The sequence below is a fragment of the Chitinophaga flava genome, from assembly GCF_003308995.1.
GTDB classification, from domain to species: domain Bacteria; phylum Bacteroidota; class Bacteroidia; order Chitinophagales; family Chitinophagaceae; genus Chitinophaga; species Chitinophaga flava.
This window is the reverse complement of record NZ_QFFJ01000002.1, coordinates 402135-428072: the sequence shown is the minus strand read 5'-3', so window position 1 is coordinate 428072 and position 25938 is coordinate 402135. Positions and strand designations below refer to the sequence as shown.

Sequence of the window (25938 nt, the reverse complement as noted above, 5' to 3'; positions counted from 1 at the left end):
AACATGAAAAAATCATACTTATATATAGCACTGATGGCCTTCACTGGTCTCACCGCCTGCAAAAAAGATGTGGAGAGCAGATTTTATGATCCGGACAAGCTCAATGCCAACGTTACCGATGTCATCCCAGGCCTGTTCACACAACTGATCACCAACAATAAAATTTTTGTACAGGATTACGGAGAATGGTATTACCTGATGAACCCCGGTACCGGTATCACCGGCTACGAACAGGTAGCTCAGCGTTATATTTCTTACCGGTACGACTGGTTTGGCAGCTACAACGATCTGGTAAGCGGCAACGGCTTTGATGATACGCCGATCTCCCAACAGTCTTTCTTCGAAAACAGTTATACCAAACTGAAAAACTACGAAGTGATCAAAGACTCTGTAGAACTGAGATCCGGACAAATGAAAGCAGATGGAGATGTATACCTTAAACTGGCCACTTTTGTAAAGCTGTATCAGTGCGGCAAACTGGTGGACTTCTTTAATTCCATTCCCTACTTTGATGCCTTCCAGGGTGTAAAAGGCGGCACACAGCACCTCTTCCCAAAATATGATGATGCGAAACAGGTATACGTATCTATCATCAAAGACCTGGGAACACTGGTAAATGATCTGCCTAATGCATTCAACCAGATGTCTGACCCGGCAAAAACTATTTTCCGTCAGCAGGACTATGCATTTAAAGGTGATATCAACAAATGGATCGCCTTTATCAACTTCACCCGCCTGAAACTGCTGGTGCGCATGGCTGGTGTAGACGAAACTTTTGCTAAACCACTGATCCAGGAAGCACTGGGCAAACCCTTGCCTGCCGCAGATCTGAACTGGGCAATGTGGTACAAGATAGATGTATTGGGTGGTGGCACCTGGCAGCGTGGACTTTATGAAAACACTTATGCCTCCTTCATCCCCAACATCATCATGAAGCGGCTGAACTACGGTGACTCCACCTATCAGCCAGGCATCGATGATCCACGCCTGCCCGTACTGGCCATGCCTACCAAATTCAAAGACTATCGCGGTGTTTCTGCCAATATAGAAGAACAGACCGCACTTTACAACAGCGGCCAGAAGTATTATGCGTATGCAGATAATATTAAACTCAGCCTTGAACGGAATACTAAATCCACTTACAACCATGCTACTTTCCACCGCAATGAAAACATGCCGGTGTACATGGTTTCACAGGGTGAAGTAGACCTCCTGCTCGCTGAGATCGCATTAAAAAATCTGGGAAATACCGGCAAAGTTGCGGAAGAACATATCAAAGATGAAGTTGTGCACTCCATCAATTTCTGGTATACTATCAACCAGCTCAGCACCTACGAAAGAGGTACTATCGATTCTCTCCTGTATCCCAACAGGCCAACAGGCGCTGTTATCGACGCATGGGGAGAAAAGATCAAAGCACAGTTCACAGCTGCGGCCACACTGGATGATAAAATGGAAATACTCATGCAGCAGAAATACATCCACCTCAATCTGTTGCAACCATACGAACTGTGGGCCGAACTGAGAAGAACCCGTCACCCCAAACTCGAGCCATTCACCTGGCATAGCTCCGTATGGAAACCCATGCCGGAAAGAGTACACTACCCTACTATAGAACTCACCAACAATCCGGACAACTTCTCCAAAGTAGCCGGAGAGAACAATACCACCTCACCTATCTTCTGGGTACCAGCGGATAAAAGAGGGGTATTGCCTTACTGGGATAACTATAATTATCAATAACAACTGTGATGCATCTGATTTTTCTGATGCTCCTGATGTTGGAAGATTGAATAAAAGAATAATGCAACAAATAAAACACCCATTGATATCAAAATCAATGGGTGTTTTTATTTTATCAAAAATATTATCAATCCGCTCTTATCTACCTAAATCAGGAGCATCAGTTTTCATCATAGCCATCATAGTTGCTATTCTATTAGATATACCCACTTCATTATCATACCAGGCTACCACTTTCACAAGGTTACCAATTACTCTGGTCAATGTACCATCTATGATGGAGGAATGTGTATTGCCTAATAAATCTGCTGAAACAAAAGGTTCTTCGGTATATTCCAGTATGCCTTTCAGATCGTTGGCTGCGGCCTGTTTCAGCAATTCATTGACAGCTGCTGCTGTAGTAGTTTTTTTCACGGTGAGGGTAAGCTCTGCAATAGAGGCATCTATCACAGGTACACGGTAGGAAACGCCGTCCAGCTTTCCTTTGAGATCAGGTAACACATCCCCGATGGCTTTGGCTGCGCCGGTGGTGGTAGGGATGATAGACTGGGTGGCCGCTCTTGCCCTTCTGAAATCTTTATGTGGTCCGTCCTGCAGCATTTGGTCCATCGTGAAAGCATGTACAGTGCTCATGAAACCGGATTCAATACCCAGTTCTTTATCGAGCAGAAATAATGGCACAGCAATGCAGTTGGTAGTACAGGAAGCAGTAGATAATATTTCATCTTCCGCGGTGATGATATTATCATTTACGCCCTGTACAATAGTTTTTACGCCTCCGGAAGCGGGTGCGGTGATCAGCACTTTACGGGCACCGGCACGGATATGGGCCTGGGCCTGGTCACGATGGGTGAACCTGCCGGTAGATTCAATAACTATGTCTACATCCAGCTGTTTCCAGGGCAGGTTGGCAGGATCTTTTTCATTGGTAAGCAGGATCTCTTTTCCGTCAACGATCAGGTGGGTGTTTGTATGTGTAACGGTACCGGGGTATTTACCATGTGCTGTATCATATTTGAAAAGGTGGGCCAGGATATCAGCAGACATGAGGTCATTGATGGCCACTACTTCTGCGTTTTTATGTTGCAATGCCCGTAACGTCATCCTTCCGATACGGCCAAATCCGTTGATAGCTATTTTCATCGTTTTGAACAATTTTGGTTACACTACAAAAGTACCCTGGCAACTTCTTGTCTCAAATGACGAAAAATATACAATTTCTGCCAAGCATTAAGTATGCAGGGCAGTACGGAAAGTGCGGCGATAATCGCTGGGGGAAACGGAGAGATGTCTGAGAAATACCCGTCGCATGGACACCATGCCGCCGAGGCCACATTTTTCTGCGATCTGTTCCATACTGAAGTCGCTTTCTTCAAGGAATTTACGGGCTGTTTCCACCCGCAGTTTTTCCACATATTTGGCGGGGGTAAGACCGCTTTCCCGCAGGAAAACGCGGGCAAAATTGCGGGGACTCATATTCATATGTTCGGCCAGGCGTTCCACGCTCAGGTCTTGGTTCAGCTCCTGCAGCATCCAGGGACGCAGCCTGCCGGCCATGGTATGAGCCAGCTGATGATTGTCCAGCAGCTCACCAAATTGTGACTGGTAGCCGGGTCTTTTCAGGTAGATGACCATTTTTTTTGCTACCAGCGCAGCCATTTCCCGGCCATAATCTTCTTCCAGCAGTGCCAGTGCCAGATCTATACCAGAGGCAAGTCCGCCCGACGTATATACGTTCCCGTCACAGGTATAAAAAGGGTTGGTATCTACCTTTACAGCAGGGTGTTGTTCCTGGAAATCCTGGCTGTACTGCCAGTGGGTGGTGGCACGCCGGCCGTCCAGAATCCCTGCCCTTGCCAGCGCATAGGCTCCGATGCATACAGAGCCTATACGACGCAGGCCGGGATATATCTTATGTAACCATTTGTAAAAATCGTGATGACTGTTCTCCAGGAATTCCTTCCCAAGGCCGGCAATCAGCAAAGTATCAATCGGACGGTCCAGATCGGTGGCTGCTACCGGACATACCAGCTCCACACCACTCCCTGTTTTCAGATGACCGCTATCTGCCGCCGAGGCCAACAGTATTTCATACCCTTCATCTTCGTGCAGGGGATCAGACTGAAGTATCTTGCTGGCCTGTGAAAACACATCACAGGGCCCCGCAACATCCAGCAGGGAGGTACCCTCCATCGGTATAATTACTATCAGCTTCTTGGCATGAGACATGAGATCAGGTCTGGTATTTCTTCTCTAAAATTACACAGAAAAAATGGTCTATTCCTTTGTAACCAGCTGCTGCAGTTGTTTGGCAGTCTTCTTCAGCGTGGCGTTGCCCTGCCATGTGGCCAGCAGCTGAGCAATCACCGGGCTACTGATATTACTGCCGTTCAAAGCCAGCACTTCGTTATACACTTCCAGCAGTTTCTTCAGGTCTTTTACCGGCGTTTCTTCAAAACACTCCAGACAGGCTGTCAGCAGTACTTCCATTGCTTCGTTATGCTGCCGGCTGATCTGCATATTAGCACTGAGCAGGTCAGTCAACCGCTTCATTGGCGCCCACGCCACCCGTTGCTGCAAGCCTATTGTCTGTCCCAGGCGCTGACTGCTGATCCGGCCGGAGATACGGCTGTTCCAGTATTCGGCGGAGTAGTTACGTACCGTCTTGTCACCATGCAGTATACTAAGGGCAACAAACAGATACATCATATCAGACACAGGAATATCCAGTTCATGCAACATCTGAATGCCCTGCATCACCATACCGGTTTCCTGTACCTCATAGTAACCGGAAGAACGTTGACAGGATGCCATAATACGGGCAAGGAATACATCCGGATGATGCGGTACCAGGAGTAAAATACGGGCCACATCAGTAATGGAAACAGACATATATTTACCTACACCGTTCAGATATTCCTGCAACAGTGGCGAGGGCCCATTCAGTATTTCAGCTTCAGGAAAAGTAATTTCCATCACGGTTTCTTCTGCCCAATAGCGGTCATAATCGCGGGTTTCGGGGTTATATCTTCCGTACGCCTTGTAAGGCTTTTTCGCCGTCTCCCATTTAAAGCAGCCTGTCAGTATCTCTCTCGGCAAGCGGTTATACGAAAAACCGGCAAAGGCATCATAAATGGTTTCCGGCGCTTTCACAAGACCGACCTGCATCCATGCCGCTTCCAGGGTAAACGGCCCTTGAGGCAAAGCTTCCGCATCCAGTAAAAACAGCAGCAGCCGTTTATATTCATCTTCCGGCAGCTGTTTTACAAGGGTTAGCGCTTCGCTGGTATCCTGTAAAGCACAACGGGAAATAGCTACCTGCAGGTCCAGTATATCAGGCGCTGCCTGTTGCTGCTGGTATTGCTGCAGCCGCTGCACCAGTATTACCGGATCTATCCATGCCGGTTGATGCGTAGGGGTAGACAACAAAGGCAAAGTATCTCCCCGCTTTATTTTGTCCAGTGCCAGCACCAGCAATTTCCGGTGGGGTATATAAATGCCGTTCTCTGTACGGGAAGTTTTCCAGTCTGCCAGCTCAGGCAGTTCATGACGCATACGCCACCAGTGCTGTGATTGTTTAACTTCGTTTAGCCGTGCGGTATAGTCTGCGTTAGTATCGGCCATGCATTTGCCGTAGTTAAGGAAAAAGAGCGACATGGTTACGTCCAGCAGACCGGCAGTACCCGGCGGACGTTTAAAAACAACCGCAGCCCGTTGAAAAGCCGGTTCCAGCTGCAGCAACAGGTCTGTGGTGATCGTTCCCTGTGCAGACAACAACATGGCCGGCAACAGATCGATATGATGAGGGGCATTATTCTCAAAAGCCTGACTGGCAAAGAATACCAGGTCTTCTGTTCCGATGCGGTTATGTTCTCCTATAAGTGGTAATTGTTCCGTTATCACTTCTGCGGCAATGGTATCTATCTGCATATCACTGTCCATAAAGTCCTGCAGGGAGTTGCGGGTGCTTGTCAGCATACTGCTGCTGTATTGGCCCAGCTGCTCTTTTAAAACGGCAGATGTTTTATCACCCCATTGCAATATCAGTTTGGCGGCTTTGGCCTGCGTATCTTCTTCTTTGGAAAGAAAAGCCTGGCAAAGCTCTATACAGGCCCGCTGCTTTATCTCCGGATGTTGTTTACCGGCTTTTTCCAATATCTGGATAGTGGTAACAAGCATGGATTTTTTATCCATAGCAATCACTTGCGGAAGATGATCAAAGAAGGACTGATGATCGAATTTTTTTTCAGCAGATAATATTTTGAGATAGCTCAGGGCTGTGGTCACCGCCTTGCTTTGAGGCGAGTCCAGGGCCAGGAGTAACTGCGGCTGTAACTGTAGTAGTTCTTCCTGCGTGGGTTTCAGGGATATCAACAGATCCAGAAACCATCCTGTCAGCAACTTATTGAAGCCTCTGTTGGCGGTGTTCAGGCATTCCGCCAGCACACGCATTCGGTTGATTGTTCCATCACTGGTATACCGTAGGATAAGACCTTTCCAGTTAGGCTCTTCTGTTATACTCTTTTTATTGGCAACATTTTGCCACCGATCGCTGAAATGTATATTGGATGGGTATTCAAAGAGATACCAGAAATGTTCGGACATCGTTTCCGGATATTGTAACAATACGTCGGGGCTGTAATGTGTTCCTTTACCTTCATTCACAAAGATGGCTGCAGGCAGTCTGCTGGTGATCAGCGGGGCCGTCAGCGTCAGAAACCCGCCAGCATGCAGTTCCATCAGTGCGGTATATTTTACATTTCCCGGCAGTATTTCTTTTTCAGCCATTTCCTGCATCCATTCATTGAACCAGTCGGGCACATACCAGGAAACTATTTTTTCCAGCAGGTTTTCCCGGAAAAGTGTAAAGTGAAAAGAAGTTGCCTGGAAAGCTTTTTTATCATAACAAACGAAAGTCGCGATAGTTAGCATGGCAGACTGACGTGAGGTTATTCTGGTATGCCAGCTATTGTTGGCTATTGGAACTATTTCTGTGTAAAAGGTCACTAGTTTGGATAAGGCAGGTTTTAACTTCGTCCTTTCTTCCTGTGATAATTTCTGCAGAAAAGGTACTATATCCTGTTCCCTTTCCATGATCAAAAGCTGCTCCAGTTCTTCCTGGTGTGTCATGACAATACTTATTTGGGTTAATGATCAATTGGCTTTTTTACGTACAGCGAGAATATGTTTACAGGGGCCACGTTCTCCCTGGTGGCGGGCAAACCAGGTACAGGTGCAGCGGGCGTTGTCTCCATCCACTGTTACCGTATGTGTGACACCGGAGCCGGCAACCCGTGCTTCCACTTTATCATGCTGTTGAGAGATGATCGCTACTTTATCTTCTGCCAGCAACTGCTCAGCCTCTTTCATGCGGGGATTGAGACTGAGTATCCTGTTGAGTTTAAATGGCAGCCGGCGATAGAAATAAAGGTTGTTGTCGGGATCATATCCCAACAGGCCCATAGCGGCCAATCGGGCCGTCAGCTGGTCTATCTGCTCAAAGCTGACCTGTTCCTTTATCGCCAGTAGCGTAGCATTAAACTCCTGATTAGCATAACCATATTTATCCAGTGCGGCAATCAGGTGGTCCGGCACATCCGCAATCAAAGCGTCCAATGCGGCACCTTCACCTGAAAAACCACGCCAGGCTTCGCGCGACAGGCTCAGACTAAACCGGACATTTCCGAAAACAAGCTGCCAGGTGGTACTTTGCATATCAGGATGAGCAAATACCTGCAACTCATCTGCCAGCGGCAACAATGGCTCCAGTAACCGAAGCCGGTGTACACCTCCGATACAGATGGCCTGCGCATTTTTTACAGGAGAGAGCACAGGTTTATTATTACGTACCATCAGGTAATAATCCGCTTTCACAGTGCCGTTGGGCAGTCCCTGAAACAGCTGCCGCAGCTGTACTTTATTGAAGGTATATCGCAGGTCGGATGCTGCCAGGAAGAGTTGCACAGTAGTCAGTCCTTTGATCCATTTTATAGGCAGGGGTACTTTCTTTTCGGTGACCATCCCTCCTTCCTGGTCCTGCAGGCTGATTTCCCGGGCACCTACTGTGAGCTGCATAGTATCATTACGACCAATAGCTCCCAGTGCGTTGATCATCGGCTGGTTAAAATCCACATTCACAGTACCGTTGGCCGGAAAGGAGCCATTATGGCCACCCGGCAGCACATCCACCCGACCATATACGCCCGCACACTGGGAGAAACCTTCAAACCGTAGTTTGCTGGCTCCCGCTGTCACAATCGGATCTTTGGTGAAGGCCGCCTGCGCAGGTGTCAGCGTAAAACCGGATCGTACCACATTGGCCAACGTTATCAGGCAACACGCTGTAATATAAGGCTGTTCAAGGGTTCCCTGGAAAAACGAAGGCGCAGTCGTTTTTTCAATTTCACTATATCCTGCCAGGAAAAGTCCGGGGGCAGCGCCGGTATGGAGTACAGAAGGGACTGGGTAACGGTACGTAATCACGTCGGACATGGCATCACTAGTTAACTATAAGCAACTAAATTACAATTAATTGCCAACTCTCCTATTTTATGAATAAATTAGCATGTGGAAACACACCTCAACCTCAAAATAAGGCTACAACTGTATATTGATTTTCGAGAAAACCTACAATTATGTTCCAGGCGTTACTGAAAAGTATTAAATCGCTCACCCAGGCGGGTACGGCAGGTTTGTCAGAAGAAGAACACAAAAAAGTGCGCATTATCAATACACTTAGTCTTCTGACCGGTTCACTTGCTATAAGCATAGGAACTATATTTTACCTCTTTACCGATCTTCTAGGGATTTTGATTCCAGCTAACCTTGAAGGAATCTGCTTTTTGAGTATTATTTATTTCAACAGCAAACGCCGGTATAAAGCGGCCAGTATTAGTATGCTTGTACTTTATTGCCTCACTACTTTATACTTCGATATAATTCTGGGACAGGTCATCAACCTAACGTTAATTTGTGTTTTTCTTTTCTGCCTGACACTTTTCTTATACTCCAGCAAATTGCTTCAGATAGTAGGATTTACGGCAACTGTATTAACAATCATAGCGATGGAATTAAATTTTTACTTCCAGGTTTTTCCTCCCTATGAGTTATCTATGCGAAACCAGTTTATTTTCAGGTGGGTTGCATTGGCATGTTTCCTTTCTTTTATTGCTATCATTATTGTTTTTTATGTTAGAGACAGAAGAGCATGGTACAATAAATTAAAAAACTACTCACAATCACTGGAAGATACAGTTCTGCAGCTAAAACAAGCCAATCAATCAAAAAGGATTTATCTACGGGAAACAAATCATGAAATCAGGACTCCTCTAAATGCCATTCTGGGAATTGGCCAGTTACTGGAAACCAAAGTAGCCTCGCAGGCAGCAACCAACCAGGAATTGGGTGAAATCATGGAGCTTGTTACCCATCTGAACTCATCCAGCATTTTTGCAAAAAATATTGTTAATAATGTACTGGAGCTTAGTAGAATTGAATCCGGCATCAAAGAAAATGTGCATAAAGTCATTTTTCCCGTGAACACCTGGATTAGTGAGCTTGTCCAGATGCATCGGTATCTGGCCCAATCTCAGAAAGTAGATCTGATACTACAGGTGGAAGATGATTGCTTATCTGGGAAAGTAAATACTGACAAGATAAAATTGACTCAGATTGTTACCAATATTTTATCCAATGCAATTAAATTCTCACCTAAAAATGGAGAAGTAAAAATATCTGTATACAGGCAGATAAATGATTTCTTTATCAAAATTAAAGATCAGGGTATTGGCATCAGCAAATCACAACAAGAGATTATTTTTGATCCCTTTGTGACCAATGGCAATGGATTTATAGAAGGTACAGGGCTTGGCTTGTATATCGCACGTCAGATGGTATTATTACTGAACGGAACACTTGAGCTGGAAAGTAAGGAAGGAGAAGGGACTACTTTTACTATCCGTTTCATTGAAATGCTGGAAAATATTTCATTAGAGCACACCCCCCAACCAGAAAACGAACTATGTAACTTAATTAATAAAAAGGTATTGCTCATTGATGATGATACTATGTCGCGGATGATACTGTACCGTTATTTTAAAGCTGCAGGGTGTCAGCTGGTTGAAGCCGTTAACGGTAAAGAAGGGTTAACAAAGGCCAGGAGTGAAAGGCCGGACTTTATTGTGCTGGATACCCAGATGCCTGTTATGGATGGTCGGGAAACACTCAAAAATATCCGTCAGGATATAAACCTGAGGCATATTCCGGTTATTATCACTACCGCAGACAGCTTTGCTGAATCACGACATGAAATGATGAATGCGGGTGCAACCGAATTTGTCGCCAAACCAATCGAGTTCCAGGTACTGCACCAAACCCTCAGTCGTGTTATACAGTAATTTTAAGTTGATCTACTTTAAGCTGATCAGCCTTGAGTTCTCCGGAAGGATGTCCGTTATTGGATTTGTAGCGTTCTGTATAAAGCTGCGTCCAATATAGGTGCCCACGTATCATCAACTCCAGATTCTCGATATAGGCATTTACAGTTTCTGTATAAATACCAAAATCAGGGAGATTATTCTTGAGCTCCCACATCCGCGTTACATCTTTATCATGGATCTGTAATGCTTCATGGTATGCTTCCTTCAGGCTACATTTTTTATTATGTTCCAGCATTAACACCAGATTCAAAACGTCATGCCCCTTTTCCAGGAAAGCACTCAGCAAGTCATTACAACACGCAAGAATACGACAAGTCAACTGAGCAATCTCCTGCATTACCGGATGATAGGCAATATTATCCGGTAGTGAAATCCCGGTAATAGCTTCTGCTAGATTTACCAGTGGATGTACATTCACAGAGCGCTCCCGGATATCATAAAAAGTTTCAAAAGAAGGGAAACATAAATCTTTACGGTAAGGTATCTCCATAACTACTCCTTCAAAATAAAACTCCAGGTTTCTGCAAAATCTGTTCATCCAGGATTCTGATGCAAACATCATGAGTTCTCTTCTTAATATCAGCAACTGATGATTCAAGGCCGAATCAGGAAGCACATCATGCCCTTTCAATACGGGCATCGATTTATCCTGAATACGGTGAATCTCCTCTACAGAGGCATACTCAAAGCTGTCATCAACAATAAAGGCCCATAGATAAAACCGACAAATAGCGGTCAATTGGTGAATATCTGCTCTCGGAAACATACACCCGGCCGCCAGACCTACGCCGGTATGCATGTATTTCTTCTTTACTTTTTCCGGAAGAAAATCATAGTGAGCTTTTATCCATCCTCCTATTTTACTTTCTACTTCTGCTGCATGGGGATTGGTTGCACAGGGAAAGGGGTACTGCAAAGCAGTAACATCAAATGTTTGTTCCATTTGGGTAAGTGTTTAATGATTAAATAATTGCATTGCTGGTAAGTGGCATAACATTCAAATACAATCTGTGGCCAGGCATTCCGGATCTCCAGTTATATTTTTGCAGAAAATAGCTATTTTGGACAAACTCTTGATATAAATACGTATTCCCCCAATATCGTGGCTGCCATCAGGGGATTTCACCGGAAGTAAGCTCGGAAGTAAGAATTAGGCAGATGGCAAGATGCGCAGATAACAATCATGGATAATCAAATGTAGGCTGGTTCCCGCGGAAAAATAGGGGAATAATCCCCCTTCTGACAGCTCCTGGTAATCGGGGCAGTAAACTAGATATAAAATCTCAATAAAAAGCCTAATAGGTCCTAACGATTTTCAAAAAACATCCTTGATTAGAAGCCATAAATCAACCTATAAAAAAATACCACCGCAGGTTGCGGTGGTAAACTAGATTAAACCCATTTATTTAGTTTCTTCTTCACATAAGCAGCGCTGTCTGTAATACTTTGAAAAGGGCTCGTTTTAAAATAATCTCCCTGTTCCACAAAATAGTATTGCATTCCTCCCAGCGACATATCGGGCATAATCTTCGTGTAATCTATTGTTCCATGCCCCAGTTCAGTATATTTTTTATCGCGGTCCATATCTTTTATATGCCACATCACAAAACGACCGGGCTGTAACTGGAATAACTCATGTGGACTACGTTTCGATGAATGTGCCACCCAGAAAAGATCTATCTGTAACTTGACTAATGCAGGATCTGTCTCCTTCATAATAATATCATACCCTATCTGACCCTGCTGATCTGTAAATTCATAATCATGGTTATGATAAAAATGCCGAAGAGGTAAATAAAGCTGTCTGTTTGATAAAATCACAGCGATGAAGGGACTTCAAGTTACTGGAGTTACTGATTTTCATAACGGGAATATTAAGGGGATTGATATCGATAGGGAATAAAAATAACCAACAATTCTTTTAATGCTGAACCCTTGGATTGATTTTTTTAAAGAAGATATGGGTAATAACAAAAAACGCCGCAGTATAATACTGCAGCGCTTTTCCTTTTATGTTGCCCAACCAGGATTCGAACCTAGACAAACAGAACCAAAATCTGTCGTACTACCATTATACTATTAGGCACCGTTTTTACGGGACGCAAATGTAGCCCTTTTTTTAATAAAAACAAATTTACTTATTCTGCTTTCAGACTACGCATCGGATTCACCAGTGCCGCCCTGATAGCCTGGTAGCTGATAGTACAGATGGTGATCAGCAACGCACCGGCTGCCGCTACTATAAATACGCCCGGACCAATACTGACATGGTAGGCGTATTTATCCAGCCAGTGCTGCAGACTGTAAAAGGCCACTGGCACGGCAATACAGCAACCAATAAATACCAGTGCCATAAAATCTTTTGATAACAACAACCACAATTGCGCTACGGATGCCCCCATCACTTTGCGGATAGCGATCTCCCGGGTTCGTTGTGCAGCCATATAGGCAGCCAGACCAAAGAGTCCCAGACAGGAGATAAAAACAGCCAACACGGCAAAAACAGCGGCCAGCTTGCCCGCCAGCGTCTCCAGATTAAACTTTTTATCATAACTATCGGCTGCGAAAACATAGTCAAAGGCATAACCTGGATTATGTTTATTGAAGATAGGAGTGATCTTCTTAAGGGCGGTATGCATATCTACCTTATCAGACAAACGGAATAACAAAGTGGTAGCATCCTGGTCATCATGGGTGAACACCGCTGGTTCTACTGGTTTGAAAGGTGATTCCATCACGGCGTCCTTTACTACCCCGGCAATGACTACACGATCCCCGCCTCTCCAGCTGATCTGCTGTCCGGCTACCGGAGCGGTAAGTCCCATACGTTTTACGGCTGCTTCATTAACAATCACATAACCTGAGTCTGCCGCCCGCAACTCATGAAAGTCGCGCCCTTCCTTCACCTGCATGCCCATCGCGTTGAAATAGCCTGATGATACATCAATTTGTGAAACAACCAGTGGCTGATCTCCCTGACGGCCTTTCCACTGCTCCAGTACTGTACGCGACCAGATGGATGTTATCGGATTGGAAGCTTTCACTACACTTTCCACCATACCACTCTGCAACAATTCCTGACGTAGCGCATCGTAGCTACGCTTCATATCTTCACTCATAAAGGTGTATAACAACCTGGAAGTGCTATAACCCACCGGCCTTTTTTTGGCATATTGAATCTGCTGATAGATAATAATAGTGCTGATGATCAGCGCCACAGATGCTGCAAACTGTGCTACCACCAGTACTTTGCGGGGAAGCACCGCCGCCTTGCCAGCCTGATGGCCACCCTTCAGCACTTTCACCGGCTCAAAGGAAGAAAGATAAAAAGCCGGCCTGCTTCCCGCCAGTCCTGCGGTAACCAGAATAAACAAGGACAACACGCCCCATGCCAACGGCTGATCATAAGGTATATGCAGCTCACTGGCCACCACCTGGTTAAACGCCGGCAGCACCAGCTGCACTATTCCAACGCTCAATACCGCCGCCAGACAAGTGATCATCAACGACTCCAGCAAAAACTGTATTATCAGGTCACGCCGCCCAGAACCAATAGCCTTGCGTACCCCCACTTCCCTGGCCCGCCGCTCAGAACGGGCAGTAGACAGGTTGATGAAATTGATACAGGCAATCAATAATACCAATACCCCAATCAGCGTAAACATCCGGACATAAGTGATAAAACCGCCACTCTCCTTCCCGTTCTCGAAATTGCTGTACAAGCGCCATCTGTCCATCGGATGCAGAAAAATCTCTTCACTCCTCTGTGCATTATAACGATGGATAATATTTTTTATCTGTGCCGACACCGCTGCAAAGGATACTCCCGGCTCCAGAGCTACAAAGGCCTGGGAACCGTTATCACCCCAATCATTACGCGCAGCTTGCATCCAGGGCTGTGTTTGTATCAGATAATTATAAGGTATCAGATATTTAAACTGTAGAGTAGAGTTGGCTGGTACGTCCTGAATGATACCGGTTACTTTCAGATCATGCTGATTATCGATGCGGACAGTTTTATTCATGGCATCAGCAGTTCCAAACAATGTCTGGGCCGTGGATGCACATAACACTATTGAATAGGGCTCCTGTAAAGCAGTATTGGGATCACCTTCCAGCATGGTAAAGCGGAACATACGCAGATAATCTTCACTCACTCCGCTACCCTGAAGATATAGTTTTTTATCGCCGGCAATCAGACCATGATTGTAAGGCCAGTCTGTGACAGACACATACCGGATACCGGGAATATCTTTCCGTAACGCTTCTGCCAGTGGCATAGATACAGTTCCCACTGTTCTGAGTCCCCCGTTGTTATCGGGGTTGTTTTTCATAACCTGGTACAGCTGTTCATGCCCCGGTAAAAACCGGTCATAGGAATATTCATTCACTACCCACAAGGTGATCAGCAAGGCCACTGCCATGCCGGTACCAAGTCCCAGGATGTTAAGCGCACTGTATACTTTATTGTTAACAAGATTACGCCAAGTGGTTTTCAGATAATTACGAAGCATTCCGGATGTTTTTTGAAAGATACATCCGGGGCACCAATAAAATGCCATTGAAATAAATGGCTGATAATCAAATCAGTAAGAAAATATTTTTGTCCGTTTTCAGTGCACCCTTCGTTCATTTGCGGACAATTTATTTCCGGGCAGTAGCACCAACACCAAGACCTACAGCCAGTACATCTTCTACCCCGCCGGCAAAAGCATCTTTTAAATTATACTTTTTTCCGGCGTATTTCCGCAGGTAAAAAAAGGCGTAAGAAGCAGCTATTGCCGCCACAGCACCAATCAATGCACCGCGCCAGGCTTTATCACCACCAGACTGATATACGGTAGCTCCGGCCAGTCCACCGGCAGCAGCTCTCCCCACCAGTCCACCCGGTGAAATACGGTCCAGTACACCTGGTACCTTGTCTGCTACCAGCTCTCCGGCGGTTATGGTCTGCAGCCCTCGCATCACATTTTCCTTTTGCATAAACCCCAACGGACTACCGTTTAGCTGCCGGGAAGGATAACGATTGGCGTATTGGCTGGCAAAAGCCGGCCCCATCACACTACGCATGCCGGACACTACGCCCAGTCCAACCGCACGCATCATAGTAGGAAAGATCGATTTGCTCATACTGGTCGCGGCACAATCATTGTGCCACGCACACCATATTACTACTCCTGCTGCGCAACACGCCCCGCCACAGTACCAGCCCTATCGCCACCAGCCCAAATACCATCCCTACCCAGGGCGCATAAGCCACACTATGTGTCGCGATCACCATGCCACTCACAGCGGTACCCACTGATACACCCAGGTTACCAAACGAAACAGCCAGACTGTTAGCGAATTCCAACGCATCCGGTGCTGCCGAAATCATATTTGCCCCACCGGCGAGAAAACAAGGTGCATACCACAGCCCCCACAAGGCAATAACACCAGCCACCGGCCAGCCTTCATATCCACAAAAGGATAAGGCTATCGGAATAACAATCGTTCCTCCCAGCAACACCAGCGTCACCAGCACCATATTCTTTCCGATTACCCTGCCCGCCAGCCAGTTACCCACTACCCCGGTAATGCCAAACAGCAACATCATACTACTGATCATCTCTTCATTCATATGTTTCTCCTTGCTGAGGTAATCCGCGAAATAGCTGTAACTGCTAAACCAGGCCGCAATCATCACAAAGTTGATACAGGAGGTCAGCAGAAAATCACTTCTGCCCAATATCTTCAGTTGTGCACCATACGACTTCTTCTCCCCTGCCGGCATCGGCGGCAGTAGTAACCATATCCCCACAATGGCCAGCATACTCACACCAGCCTGCATGATAAAAGCACTCTCCCAGTTAAACCGTCCTGCCAGCCAGGTAGACAACGGAACCGTTGTCACAGTAGCAATACTGATACCTCCCATTACAACAGACATCATCCGGTGAGCATCTTTTTTATCAACCGAACCTACCGCTGCCGCAATCGCTGTAGAGATATACACCGGCTGCAGAAAAGCCGGTAACATCCGTAGTACCAGCAACAGCCAGAAAGGCGGTGCTAATGCAGATCCGGCTGCAGACAATACAAACAGGCCCATCGCTAGCAACATCACCTTCTTCCGGTCAAAACCAGATGCCAGCAATGTCATAAAAGGCCCCGTAAATGCTATCACCAACGCAAAAGCACTGAGTAATATGCCCGCCTGGTCAATCGTAATATGATAGTGGGCCGCTACCTGTGGTAATATACCAATGACCCCAAACTCTGTGGTAATAATGCCGATCATCCCCAAACAACCGATATATGCCAGCTTTTTCATGGTTCTTCTATTAATGTTGCCACGAAATTAGAGAGTAAGTATCTTCGTACCGCGGCTACAGCCGCTTGTATGGTACTAACAAAATTGTAAGCCATGACCAGAAGAAAGGAAACCTCTACCAACAATCTGAATAGAGAAATATTGAATAACACCTGCGATCTTGCTTATGCACTGGATCTCATCGGTGGACGATGGAAACTACTGATCCTCACCAACCTCGGCGATGAACCTGTTCGTTACAGTGAATTAAAAAAACTGGTACCTAAAATCACAGAAAGAATGCTCGCATTGGAATTGCGGGCCCTGGAAAAGAACGGGTTAATCATCAGAAATGTATATGCAAGTGTGCCACCTTGTGTCGATTACCAACTCACCCAACTCGGAAAATCACTGGTACCTATCTGCCGCCAACTGTCCGGATGGGGTGCCGAACACCGAACAACGACCAACACAATTTATTGATTATTAATTCTTTATGAGAGATGTATATCTTTTGTAGATATACCTTTTGCACCCCTGTAGACCCACTGTAGTATCTACAAAAACAGGATCGTTTGCCCCACAGCCTACCTTTGCCCTGATTTCTATTTTATCCTTTTATCATTTTTAAACCGTCAGCGCAACTATGAAAACAAAACAATGGGCAATCATCGCTTACATCACGATTATCGGTTGGATTATCGCATTTGTTAAGAGCAAGGAAAACAAAGACACATTGGTAACGTATCATCTCGAACAGGCACTGGGCCTAGCAATAACAAGCCTGCTATGGTCTGTGGTCGTTGGGGTAATGCTGAGCATCATACCGGCACTATATACGCCACTGTCTATACTAAGTATCCTCCCCCTGATATTTATGATATTCGGGATCATCAATGCCAATAGCGGTGTGCAAAAACCCATACCAGTAATCGGAAAGTTCTTCGAAAACAAATTTGTTTTCCTGCAACAATAGATTGCCAGCTACATTTCATCCATTCCCCATTTCATCCATTGCCCTTTTTCATTCATTACCCTGGTTTCATCCAAACCCCTTTCATCCAAACCCCATCTTTATCCATTACCCCGGTTTCGTCCGTCCCCATTCATCCAAACCCCATCTCATCCATTACCCCTCATTTCATCCTGCCCCACTTACTTCACCCGCTGTGGCTCCGCCCAGCGGGTTATTTTCTCTCCAGGCCATCAGATAGGTATCCAGTCCTTCATCTTTGCCCAGCCCCAGTTTCTGTTTAATACGGTATCTCGACATCAGGATACTTTTGGGAGCCACGCCCAGATGGGACGCTATTTCTTTGGTAGACAACCCGATTGAAATATAGGAACAATGTTTCAGGTCCAGTTTGGTAAGCGTATTATTGGCTTTCTCCTGCAACTTCCGGAAAAATTCAGGATGGATATTTTCAAATTCCGAACGGGTGGTCTCAAAGGTTTTGTCCATCCGTTTATGCATCTCGATCATACGGGTAATCTGTTTGGCAAGATCAGGCTGTACAGATTTATCCTGTAATTTTTCCTGCAGGGATTGCAGCAGTTCATTTTTCTGCTCTACCTGTAAAGTACCAGCCAGCAGGTCTTTCTGCAGTTGTTCCTTCTGCGTTTGTATAAGTTGTTGTTCTGCCTGTAACCGGGCTGCTTCTTCCGCCTGCAGGCGTACCTGCAATTCTGCCTCCTGCTTCTCCAGCTGCAGACGTATGGATTCTTGTTCTTTCAGGCGTATCAACAGCTCTCCGTCCTGCTTTTCCTTCTCCAGCAGCTTTTGCTGCTGAATGGTGGACTGCAGCCGGAAATGATAAGAACGGAACAGATAAAGCAGTGCCACCAGGCAGGCTACAATCAGCCCTATATATACTACATTCAGTTTACGGTTGAAAGCTGCCTTCTCCTGCAGCGACACCAGCTCCTGCTCCCGCTGACGGGCCTGGTACTGAGCTTCCAGCCGTTTGGCAATGGCCATACGGTCGGCATCAAAAGCTTTGGCATAGTAGCGGCTGTATTCACGGGCGTATTGTAAGGCAGTAGGCAGATCTCCTTTTCTCTCCGCCACATCTGAAAGGGCTTCCATCAGATGAGCCATCAGCCGGTTGTCTGGCGTAGGATAGGTTTTCAGTGCCATCAGTCCGGCCAGCAGCAGTTCCGAAGCCCGGTTATAGTTGCCATCATTCAGGGCAAAACTGCTCATCATCCCATAACAACTCGCCACTACCTCCTGCTGGTTAGTCTCCTTGCCAATCCTCAGCGCTATATCCAGATAACGTTGCGCGCTATCGCGGTAAGGGCGCGGAAAATACTGATCATACAGATTGGCGGTATTGAGCGCCAGCAGAGCAATGGTACTGCGAAAACTGATACGGCTTGCATTCGCCTCGTAAGTAGCAATAGCTTTACGGTTGTAGTATAACGCCGAATCCAGAAATACGCGTTTGCTGCTATCTCCGTCAAACTGGTACTCAAAACTGGTGGCCATAGCCTGATAGGCATTGCACATATCGTCAGGATCAGATCTTAACCGGGCCGATACCAGACTGGCAAGGGCATAACGGTACTGGTTATCCGTATCTTTCCAGTCAGAATAAATGGCGGCGAGATTGTAATAAACGCTGGTTTCGTAGATATTACCAGGTAGCCCTTTTCCCAGCTTCAGCGATTCCTGAAAACTCTTCACTGCCTCGTGAGGCTTGCCTATACGGCTTTCCAGCCATCCCTTGCGATACCATACACTCGCCAGTGTAAGCGGGTCGCCTGATTGTTTGGCAAAAAGGAAAGCACTGTCCAGATGATGGGTCGCCAGTGTTGTGTCTTCCGCCGTATACTCCAGGGACACCAGCGCGGAATGTGCCAGTGCCTGATATTTACTGTCTTTTAAAGAGCGGCTCATCGCCAGGGCTGTCTCTGTAGCGGCAATCGCATCTTTGCGGCTGCCGTCCACCAACGCCCTCCCCATCCTGATACGGGTCATCACCTGCTCTTCCGGTGTTAAGCCTGGTTGTTTCAATACTTGCTTCAGCGAATCCTGCACAGTCTGCGCAAAAATATTACCCGCCGTCAGCATATACAGGGTGACAAACATCATTACCACCCTCATTTTTAGGATATGGTTCATGCGCCAAAAATACAACTTGTAGATGTTTTGTAGATATCAAAAAAACAGCCGTGTAGTAAACGTGTAGATGCTACAAATGCCGGAGATCCGCAACAGGTAAGTACTTTTGTATCACAGAGTTCATCCAAGGAATTTACAATGTTCCCAGGACTTCAATCTTAGCCCAGGACTTCAGTCATAGCCCAGGACTTCAGTCCTGGGAACATTGAAAAACCATCCTGCCTGGACTCCACAAGCGTAACTTACCGGCCTGATCCGTTGTAGTTCTCCCACTTTCGGCAAAACGCTATAAAAAGATAATGCAGCAGTTGTTCGCCACTGCTGCATTTTAATTTTGTTCCTTTTCCCGGATATTATTCCTCTCTTAGACGTTCATCCGTGTACGTTATTTTTGTCTTACCATGCGGTGCCGGCACTCCTTTTTCATCCACACTCACAAAAACGATCTTATCGATAGTCAGAATACTTTTCTGGGTGATCTTGTTTCTCACCTCACAGGTAAGCGTCAGTGACGTTCTGCCAAAATGCACCGCTTTAATCCCCAACTCCACAATATCTCCCTGACGGGCAGAATTAATAAAATTGATCTCAGACATGTATTTCGTCACACAGCGATTAGTACCCAGCTGAATAATGGAATAAATCGCTGCTTCTTCATCAATCCATCGTAACAAACTGCCCCCGAACAAAGTACCATGTGCATTCAGATCTTCCGGTTTCACCCATTTACGTGTGTAAAAATTCATGCGTGCTCGTTTTTAGAAAGTGTAAAGCTAGGTAAATTTCTTACGACAGGGTGATCGTAAAATTTTAGCAACAGGCGGGAAATGAAAGAGGATTTTTTAAAAAAGAAAAGGCCGGAAAATTTTTCCGGCCTTTTCTTTTCGTTGCCCAACCAGGATTCGAACCTAGACAAACAGAACCAAAATCTGTCGTACTACCATTATACTATTGGGCAATTCCCTTGTTGTTTGGGATGGCAAAAGTATAACTTTTTTTATTTCTGCAAAAAAAACTTGCAACTTTTTTCAAATATCCTTTGAATCACTTATCCACAGGCACTTTCAACCTACGGCACTTATTACTTTTTCTACTATCTGTGCTGGTTTTATCCATTCCATGCAGGCATGATCCCCTCTGAAACAAGGTTTATTACCAAATACGGAACAGGGCCGGCAGCTCAGATCAGTGATCTGCACTGCATTGGCATCAGACTGACCATATCCCATAAATCCGGCAAACGGATGAGTGGCGCCCCATACCGAAATAACCGGCACCCCGTATAGCGAAGCCAGGTGCATATTGGCAGAATCCATACTAATCATCACGTTCAACTGGCTGATCAGCGCCATTTCCTCCTGCAGGGAGAACCGGCCTGCCACTACCTGTGCCCGCGGATAACGCTCAGCCATGGCATTCAGCAGCTCCACTTCCTTTTTCCCTCCGCCAAAGAGCAATACACGCTGGTTTCCTGTTTTCAGTAGCTCGGCCAGCACAATTTCCATTTTCTCCAACGGATACATCTTCTCACGGTAGGTAGCAAAGGGGGCCAGTCCTATCCATTGCTGTGTTCCTTTTGCACCAGTAACGGCTAAAACCCGCTCCGGCAGGGCCTGCGGTGCAAAAACCGGCTGATGTCCCATCGTGCACTTCAGTCCCAATTGCCTGAAAACCAGTGCATAACGCTCAATAGTGCTGATCACCGGCTGTAATACCTTATTTTCCTTGCTGGTGAGCGCTTTTTTAGCCGCACGCCCCTTATCAATGGCAGCCACCGGCTTACCACTGAAACGAAAAAAGGTACGGATAATCTTCGAACGCAACACATTATGCAGATCCGCAATAGCCGTAATCTTATACTGCCTGCTGACACTGCGGAACAACCGGTAAAGTCCCGGTATTCCTTTATGCTCGCCCTTTACGTCTGCCGGGAAAAATATCAGCCGGGGAATACCGGCGCATAAGGCACCCCAATTTTTGTTAGTTACAAAAACGATCTGTACTTCCGGATTTTCTTCCAGTACCTGCTTCATCACCGGCACGGTCATCGCCACATCTCCCAGGGCGGAAAGACGCGTCACCAGTATAGTTCTAGTAATAGTCAAAGACTGGATTTATTTTTCTCCCTTGTATAATACAGGGTTCAGTGAAGGATCATTATACATCTTCATCTGCTTGTACACTTTCATGTATTTCTTACCAGCTTCGATGTCGGTCAGCAGCCTTTCAATAGCGGTGCTCAGATCGGTACGTTGTTCCAGCAGAATATCCAGTTTACGCTGGCAGGCTTCCCGGTGTGCTGCAGTAGCATCGGCACGGGTAGCTTCTTCCTGCATATGGTATATCTTAAGCGCCAGGATAGACAACCGATCTATCGCCCAGGCAGGGCTCTCTGTGTTGATCACAGCATCCGCTACCGGCGCAACATGTTTGTATTTATCCAGGAAATAACTGTCGATATATTCCACTACATCGGTCCGCTCCTGGTTGGAACGGTCGATCCAACGTTTGATGTGCAGCGCTTCTAGCGGGTCTATCTTCGGATCGCGGATAATATCTTCCAGGTGCCACTGCACCGTATCAATCCAGTTTTTCAGATACAGCAGATGCTCAATGCTGCTTTTTTCATAGGGATTGCTGATGGCCTGATGCACATCATTATTCTGATGATAATCCAGTATGCTCTGATCAAATATACTGTTGGAGGTTGATGTAAACATATAGCAAAAATAAAGAAGCGCACGGTAGAAACCATACGCTTGTTGTAAAAGATTGTCATGTGAATGTTCGAGAATGCAAATCGTGTAGGCTTTTAATGGTTATCCTGGGGTTGAGATACCTTTCTATCGCCTGATATTTTTATACTCTAATTGTATGATGTCGTTAAACATCACAAGTTGGCAATAAATATTTTTTGGTAATTTCTTTAGATGTAGAAATATATTTAACTCTGATGGCTTTACTTTTTGAGGGTCCATAAAATTTCTTACATACAACAACTAACCTAACAAATACTCCACGGCATACATTTCAAAGTTATATCTAATCAATGCTGCATGCAGCGTTTACTCCGTTGTGATGTGGTTATACCGGTTTTTTGTTTTTACTATAGGGTTTTCTGCTTTATCAGTAGGGTTCATCAGCACCTGTTCTGTCCGTCTCTTGATGCAAATTAAATGGGGTCACTGCTATTATAACTGCAGTGACCCCGGAATTTCATACAACGTTTGTGTTAAATTTCGTTTTTCTTTGTCCTTTTTAGCTACACAGCGGCTTTTCCCTTGTTCCGCATGGCCAGGAAATACAAAGGAATACCCAATAAAATGATCCCAAGTCCCGGTAAAGTGTAGTTGGATTCGAATACCAGCAATAACGCTGCGAGCGATAAAGCCACTACCACATATATCATCGGCAGCAAAGGATATCCCAGTGCTTTATAGGGCCTTTCTATATCCGGGCGCTTCTTTCTCAGTATAAATATGCCCAGGATCGTCAGCACATAAAAAATCAGTACGCCAAATATCACCAGCGCCAGCAGGTCATTGTAGCGGCCGGTAAGACACAGCATGGAAGCCCAGGCGCACTGAATCCACAAACCATGTGCAGGCACACTGTTTTTATTCAGTTCGGCCGCTTTGCGGAAAAACAGCCCGTCTTCCGCCATCGTATAATAAATACGTGCACCGGACAGGATCAACCCGTTGTTGCAGCCAAAAGTGGAAATCATGATCATCACTGCAATAATGCCGGACCCGATACCGCCGAATATTTTCTCTGCAGCAGCCACACCCACACGGTCATTCGCAGCAAAAGCGATATCGTGCAGTGGCAATACAGCCAGGTACATCAGGTTACAGCTCACATAAATGATGGTTACAATGAAAGTGCCCAGAAACAGCGAGCGGCCAATGTTTCTGGCCGGATTCTTTATCTCTGCAGCAATAAAGGTGACGTTATTCCAGGCATCACTCGAAAACAACGACCCTTTCATCGATACAGCGATAGCACCAAAGAATGCCAGCCCTGTCAGCGATTTCACCACTGTATCTCCATTCACCATCTGCAGTGAAAAATGGTTCCAGGGGTCCTGCCAGTTAGCATGCCAGATCTCAGCTTTAGCCCCCAGCATAAAACCAAAAATGATCAAACCAAACAGGGATAACAGTTTGGCCAGAGTAAACACGGTCTGTATAAATTTCCCATGCTTTACACCGCGGGTGTTGATAAAGGTGAGCAGGATAATGGAGATTATAGCCACGATCTGTGCTGCTGTAATCTGAAATCCGCCGGTTGAAAAGAGTATGTTTTTTTCACTGAAGGCAGGCACCAGATAAGCGGTAAACTTAGCGAAAGCCACAGCCACAGCGGCGATGGTACCGGTCTGAATAACACCGAACTGTGTCCAGCCAAATAAAAAGGCAATAAAAGGATTATACGCCTCCCGCAGGTAAACATATTGTCCGCCTGCTTTAGGATACATGCCTGATAGTTCACCATAGCTGAGTGCGGCAATCAACGTTACCACTCCGGCCAGTACCCACATAGCGGTAATCCAGCCGGCGCCGCCCACGCTGCGGGCTATTTCTGCAGTTACAATAAAAATACCGGAGCCTATCATAGAGCCGGCCACGATCATGGTGGAGTCCAGTAAGCCCAGTGTAGGCTTGAAAGATTTACTTTGGTTGATGTCCATAAGGTAGAATTAAAAAGTCCCGGTTCGTTGAAAAACCGGGACTATAAGGTAGACAAATTTTTAATTGTTTGCCTTGTTATTTTACTTGTCTGGAAAGCTTCTTATTTGGCAGGAGCTTCTGATGCTTTGGCGTTCATGCCTTTGATCACTTCGGCAGTCACATCGTAGGAAGAATCAACATACAGGATGTTGCTCTGACCAGTACGGTAAGAGAAGATGTAAGCAAAACGTTTGTCTGCATTAAAGGATTTCAGGAAATCATCCAGTTTTTTCTGCAGTTCTTCGTTAAACTTGGTTTCGCTCTGAGCATATTCTGCACGCATGTTCTGTGCTTCCTGCTCCAGTTGTTGTTGTTTAGCCATCAGTGAGCGTTGTGCTGCTTCGCCTTGTTCCTGGGTAAGAGTAGACGCTTTGCGCTGCAGGTCCTGGTATTCGCTCTGTAAAGCTCTGGCTTTGGCTTTCAGCTGGTTGTCCATACCTTGTTGCTTCTGTTCCAGCTGGGATTTTTTCTCTTTAAAATATTCAAAATGCGCTTCCAGGGAGTCCAGGTCTACGTAAGCAATTTTGAAACTTGCCGCTGCCGGAGCGTTGGTACCAGCGGCTGGAGTAGCGGGCGCGTTGTTGCCAGACTTGTTGCCATTGCAGGCCATGAATAAACCGGCTGCTAATGCCGCTAATAATCCTTTTGTCACGAATTGTTTACGAATGCGCATGTTGATAGGTAGATTTACTCCTTTAATAGGTTTTTTGAAAATAGAAGGGCTAAAATAAGGCTTTTAGCGGATTTTCAAATCCGTATTGCCATTTTTAACGAAGCTTTTTTATTATGGCAATACACTTGCTTCCCGCGCTGAAGCTTGATTTTACCCTCGTTGTTCCTAATTGTTGGTGATGGTAAATGTCTTGAAGGTCTCCGAACTCATTGCATTTCCTACCGTCACCAGTGTATAGATTTTGCCCGTTTGTACGGGGAATGGCAGCCGGTTCGGGATAATAGAGTTAGAATCCGTACGCGGGAAGTTAAGCTGATAGGTGCTATCTCCAGGCAAGTTAACGAACGGTGTAAACTGGGTAAATCCTATCCCCCTGAAAATACGATCATTCTGGGAAAATACGTCTATGCCTACACTGGTTCCGTTGAAACGATAGGCTTCACTGAAGTCCACTACCCGGAACTTCATGTTCAGCGGCGGTGGTGGTGTCAGATCATCTTCTATCGTCCTGAACACTCGTACCTTGTTGGCCGAGTCAAATCCAATATAGGAAGAAAAAGACCGCTTGTTACGCAGATTGATCTGCCCCACTCTTATGGTATCATTCGGGAAACGCTGATCTATCAGGTAAATAGTGTACAACTGGGCTCTGAATGTTTGGTAAGGTGTGTTCTTTCCAAAGGCCACACCAGTTGCCATGGAGAAGGAGTCCAGCCGGATATCGTATACCGCCTCAGGCACCCCGTTAAAAAACATAAAACTGGACTGGGTAACAGGAATAGCTGTATCACTATTCTTTTTACACGCTGCTGCCGCCATCAGCAATATCAATGCTACAATAAGCAGTTTTTTCATGAAATCCGGATCATTTTTAAACCGGATGTAAAGTAGTAAAACCGCTGATGATGACCACATTTTTTTTCATCTATTACGAT

Annotated in this window: 20 protein-coding genes and 2 tRNA genes; 4 read left to right on the top strand and 18 right to left on the bottom strand. The window is 45.8% G+C overall.

Annotation, left to right across the window (positions count from 1 at the left end):
- The first annotated feature begins 3 nt into the window (after nt 1–3).
- Nucleotides 4–1743: a SusD/RagB family nutrient-binding outer membrane lipoprotein gene (locus DF182_RS18130; protein ID WP_113617244.1), complete on the top strand. Its 1740-nt coding sequence runs from the start codon at nt 4–6 to the stop codon at nt 1741–1743.
- A gap of 138 nt (nt 1744–1881) precedes the next feature.
- Here the strand turns inward: DF182_RS18130 and gap are convergent, their stop codons facing one another.
- The 4 genes from gap to DF182_RS18110 form a co-directional block, all read right to left on the bottom strand.
- The gene (gene gap / locus DF182_RS18125) at nt 1882–2886 is read right to left on the bottom strand and encodes a type I glyceraldehyde-3-phosphate dehydrogenase (RefSeq protein WP_113617243.1); all 1005 of its coding nucleotides are present in this window, start codon (nt 2884–2886) and stop codon (nt 1882–1884) included.
- 87 nt (nt 2887–2973) lie between these two features.
- Entirely contained in the window at nt 2974–3972 is a 999-nt protein-coding gene (locus DF182_RS18120; RefSeq protein WP_113617242.1) for a GlxA family transcriptional regulator, read from the bottom strand.
- A gap of 48 nt (nt 3973–4020) precedes the next feature.
- Nucleotides 4021–6873, bottom strand: coding sequence for a DUF6493 family protein (locus tag DF182_RS18115; RefSeq protein WP_113617241.1), 2853 nt, complete (start codon nt 6871–6873; stop codon nt 4021–4023).
- A 24-nt stretch (nt 6874–6897) separates the two neighbouring features.
- Nucleotides 6898–8235 carry an SWIM zinc finger family protein gene (locus DF182_RS18110; protein WP_113617240.1) on the bottom strand — a complete coding sequence of 446 codons (1338 nt, stop codon included), beginning with the start codon at nt 8233–8235 and terminating at the stop codon, nt 6898–6900.
- Nucleotides 8236–8378: 143 nt separating this feature from the next.
- On the opposite strand from DF182_RS18110, the gene DF182_RS18105 reads away from it, so the two are divergent.
- Complete coding sequence (locus tag DF182_RS18105; RefSeq protein ID WP_113617239.1) at nt 8379–10139, top strand: hybrid sensor histidine kinase/response regulator; 1761 nt, start codon at nt 8379–8381, stop codon at nt 10137–10139.
- Here DF182_RS18105 and DF182_RS18100 read toward each other — a convergent pair.
- The 6 genes from DF182_RS18100 to DF182_RS18075 form a co-directional block, all read right to left on the bottom strand.
- Nucleotides 10129–11124, bottom strand: coding sequence for a terpene synthase family protein (locus DF182_RS18100; RefSeq protein ID WP_113617238.1), 996 nt, complete (start codon nt 11122–11124; stop codon nt 10129–10131). The genes DF182_RS18105 and DF182_RS18100 overlap by 11 nt on opposite strands.
- A gap of 449 nt (nt 11125–11573) precedes the next feature.
- A complete protein-coding gene (locus tag DF182_RS18095; protein WP_113617237.1) occupies nt 11574–11897 on the bottom strand; it encodes a sugar phosphate isomerase/epimerase family protein in 324 nt (107 codons plus the stop codon).
- A gap of 299 nt (nt 11898–12196) precedes the next feature.
- Nucleotides 12197–12267: transfer RNA gene (locus tag DF182_RS18090), tRNA-Gln, on the bottom strand.
- A 52-nt stretch (nt 12268–12319) separates the two neighbouring features.
- Complete coding sequence (locus tag DF182_RS18085) at nt 12320–14695, bottom strand: ABC transporter permease (RefSeq protein ID WP_113617236.1); 2376 nt, start codon at nt 14693–14695, stop codon at nt 12320–12322.
- A 130-nt stretch (nt 14696–14825) separates the two neighbouring features.
- A complete protein-coding gene (locus DF182_RS18080; protein ID WP_113617235.1) occupies nt 14826–15287 on the bottom strand; it encodes a DUF4126 family protein in 462 nt (153 codons plus the stop codon).
- Between the two features lie 40 nt (nt 15288–15327).
- Nucleotides 15328–16494, bottom strand: coding sequence for an MFS transporter (locus tag DF182_RS18075; protein WP_113617234.1), 1167 nt, complete (start codon nt 16492–16494; stop codon nt 15328–15330).
- A gap of 93 nt (nt 16495–16587) precedes the next feature.
- Between DF182_RS18075 and DF182_RS18070 the strand changes: the two genes are divergently transcribed.
- Nucleotides 16588–16956 carry a winged helix-turn-helix transcriptional regulator gene (locus tag DF182_RS18070; RefSeq protein WP_170148842.1) on the top strand — a complete coding sequence of 123 codons (369 nt, stop codon included), beginning with the start codon at nt 16588–16590 and terminating at the stop codon, nt 16954–16956.
- 163 nt (nt 16957–17119) lie between these two features.
- Entirely contained in the window at nt 17120–17449 is a 330-nt protein-coding gene (locus tag DF182_RS18065) for a DUF4870 domain-containing protein (RefSeq protein WP_113617233.1), read from the top strand.
- A gap of 165 nt (nt 17450–17614) precedes the next feature.
- On the opposite strand, the gene DF182_RS18060 is transcribed toward DF182_RS18065, so the two are convergent.
- From DF182_RS18060 to DF182_RS18025, 8 genes are all read right to left on the bottom strand, one after another.
- Nucleotides 17615–19597 (bottom strand): LuxR C-terminal-related transcriptional regulator, encoded by a 1983-nt coding sequence (locus DF182_RS18060; protein WP_113617232.1) that lies wholly within the window; start codon nt 19595–19597, stop codon nt 17615–17617.
- 353 nt (nt 19598–19950) lie between these two features.
- Nucleotides 19951–20343, bottom strand: a complete 393-nt coding sequence (locus DF182_RS18055; protein ID WP_113617231.1) for an acyl-CoA thioesterase — start codon at nt 20341–20343, stop codon at nt 19951–19953.
- 141 nt (nt 20344–20484) lie between these two features.
- Nucleotides 20485–20555: transfer RNA gene (locus DF182_RS18050), tRNA-Gln, on the bottom strand.
- A gap of 106 nt (nt 20556–20661) precedes the next feature.
- The gene (locus DF182_RS18045) at nt 20662–21702 is read right to left on the bottom strand and encodes a glycosyltransferase family 9 protein (RefSeq protein WP_211327160.1); all 1041 of its coding nucleotides are present in this window, start codon (nt 21700–21702) and stop codon (nt 20662–20664) included.
- A 9-nt stretch (nt 21703–21711) separates the two neighbouring features.
- Nucleotides 21712–22317 (bottom strand): DUF4254 domain-containing protein, encoded by a 606-nt coding sequence (locus tag DF182_RS18040; protein ID WP_113617230.1) that lies wholly within the window; start codon nt 22315–22317, stop codon nt 21712–21714.
- Between the two features lie 542 nt (nt 22318–22859).
- On the bottom strand, nt 22860–24290 hold the full coding sequence (locus tag DF182_RS18035; RefSeq protein ID WP_113617229.1) for an APC family permease: 1431 nt from the start codon (nt 24288–24290) through the stop codon (nt 22860–22862).
- Between the two features lie 101 nt (nt 24291–24391).
- Nucleotides 24392–25003, bottom strand: coding sequence for an OmpH family outer membrane protein (locus DF182_RS18030; RefSeq protein ID WP_113617228.1), 612 nt, complete (start codon nt 25001–25003; stop codon nt 24392–24394).
- Nucleotides 25004–25168: 165 nt separating this feature from the next.
- The gene (locus tag DF182_RS18025) at nt 25169–25858 is read right to left on the bottom strand and encodes a DUF4397 domain-containing protein (protein ID WP_161964176.1); all 690 of its coding nucleotides are present in this window, start codon (nt 25856–25858) and stop codon (nt 25169–25171) included.
- Nucleotides 25859–25938: the final 80 nt, after the last annotated feature.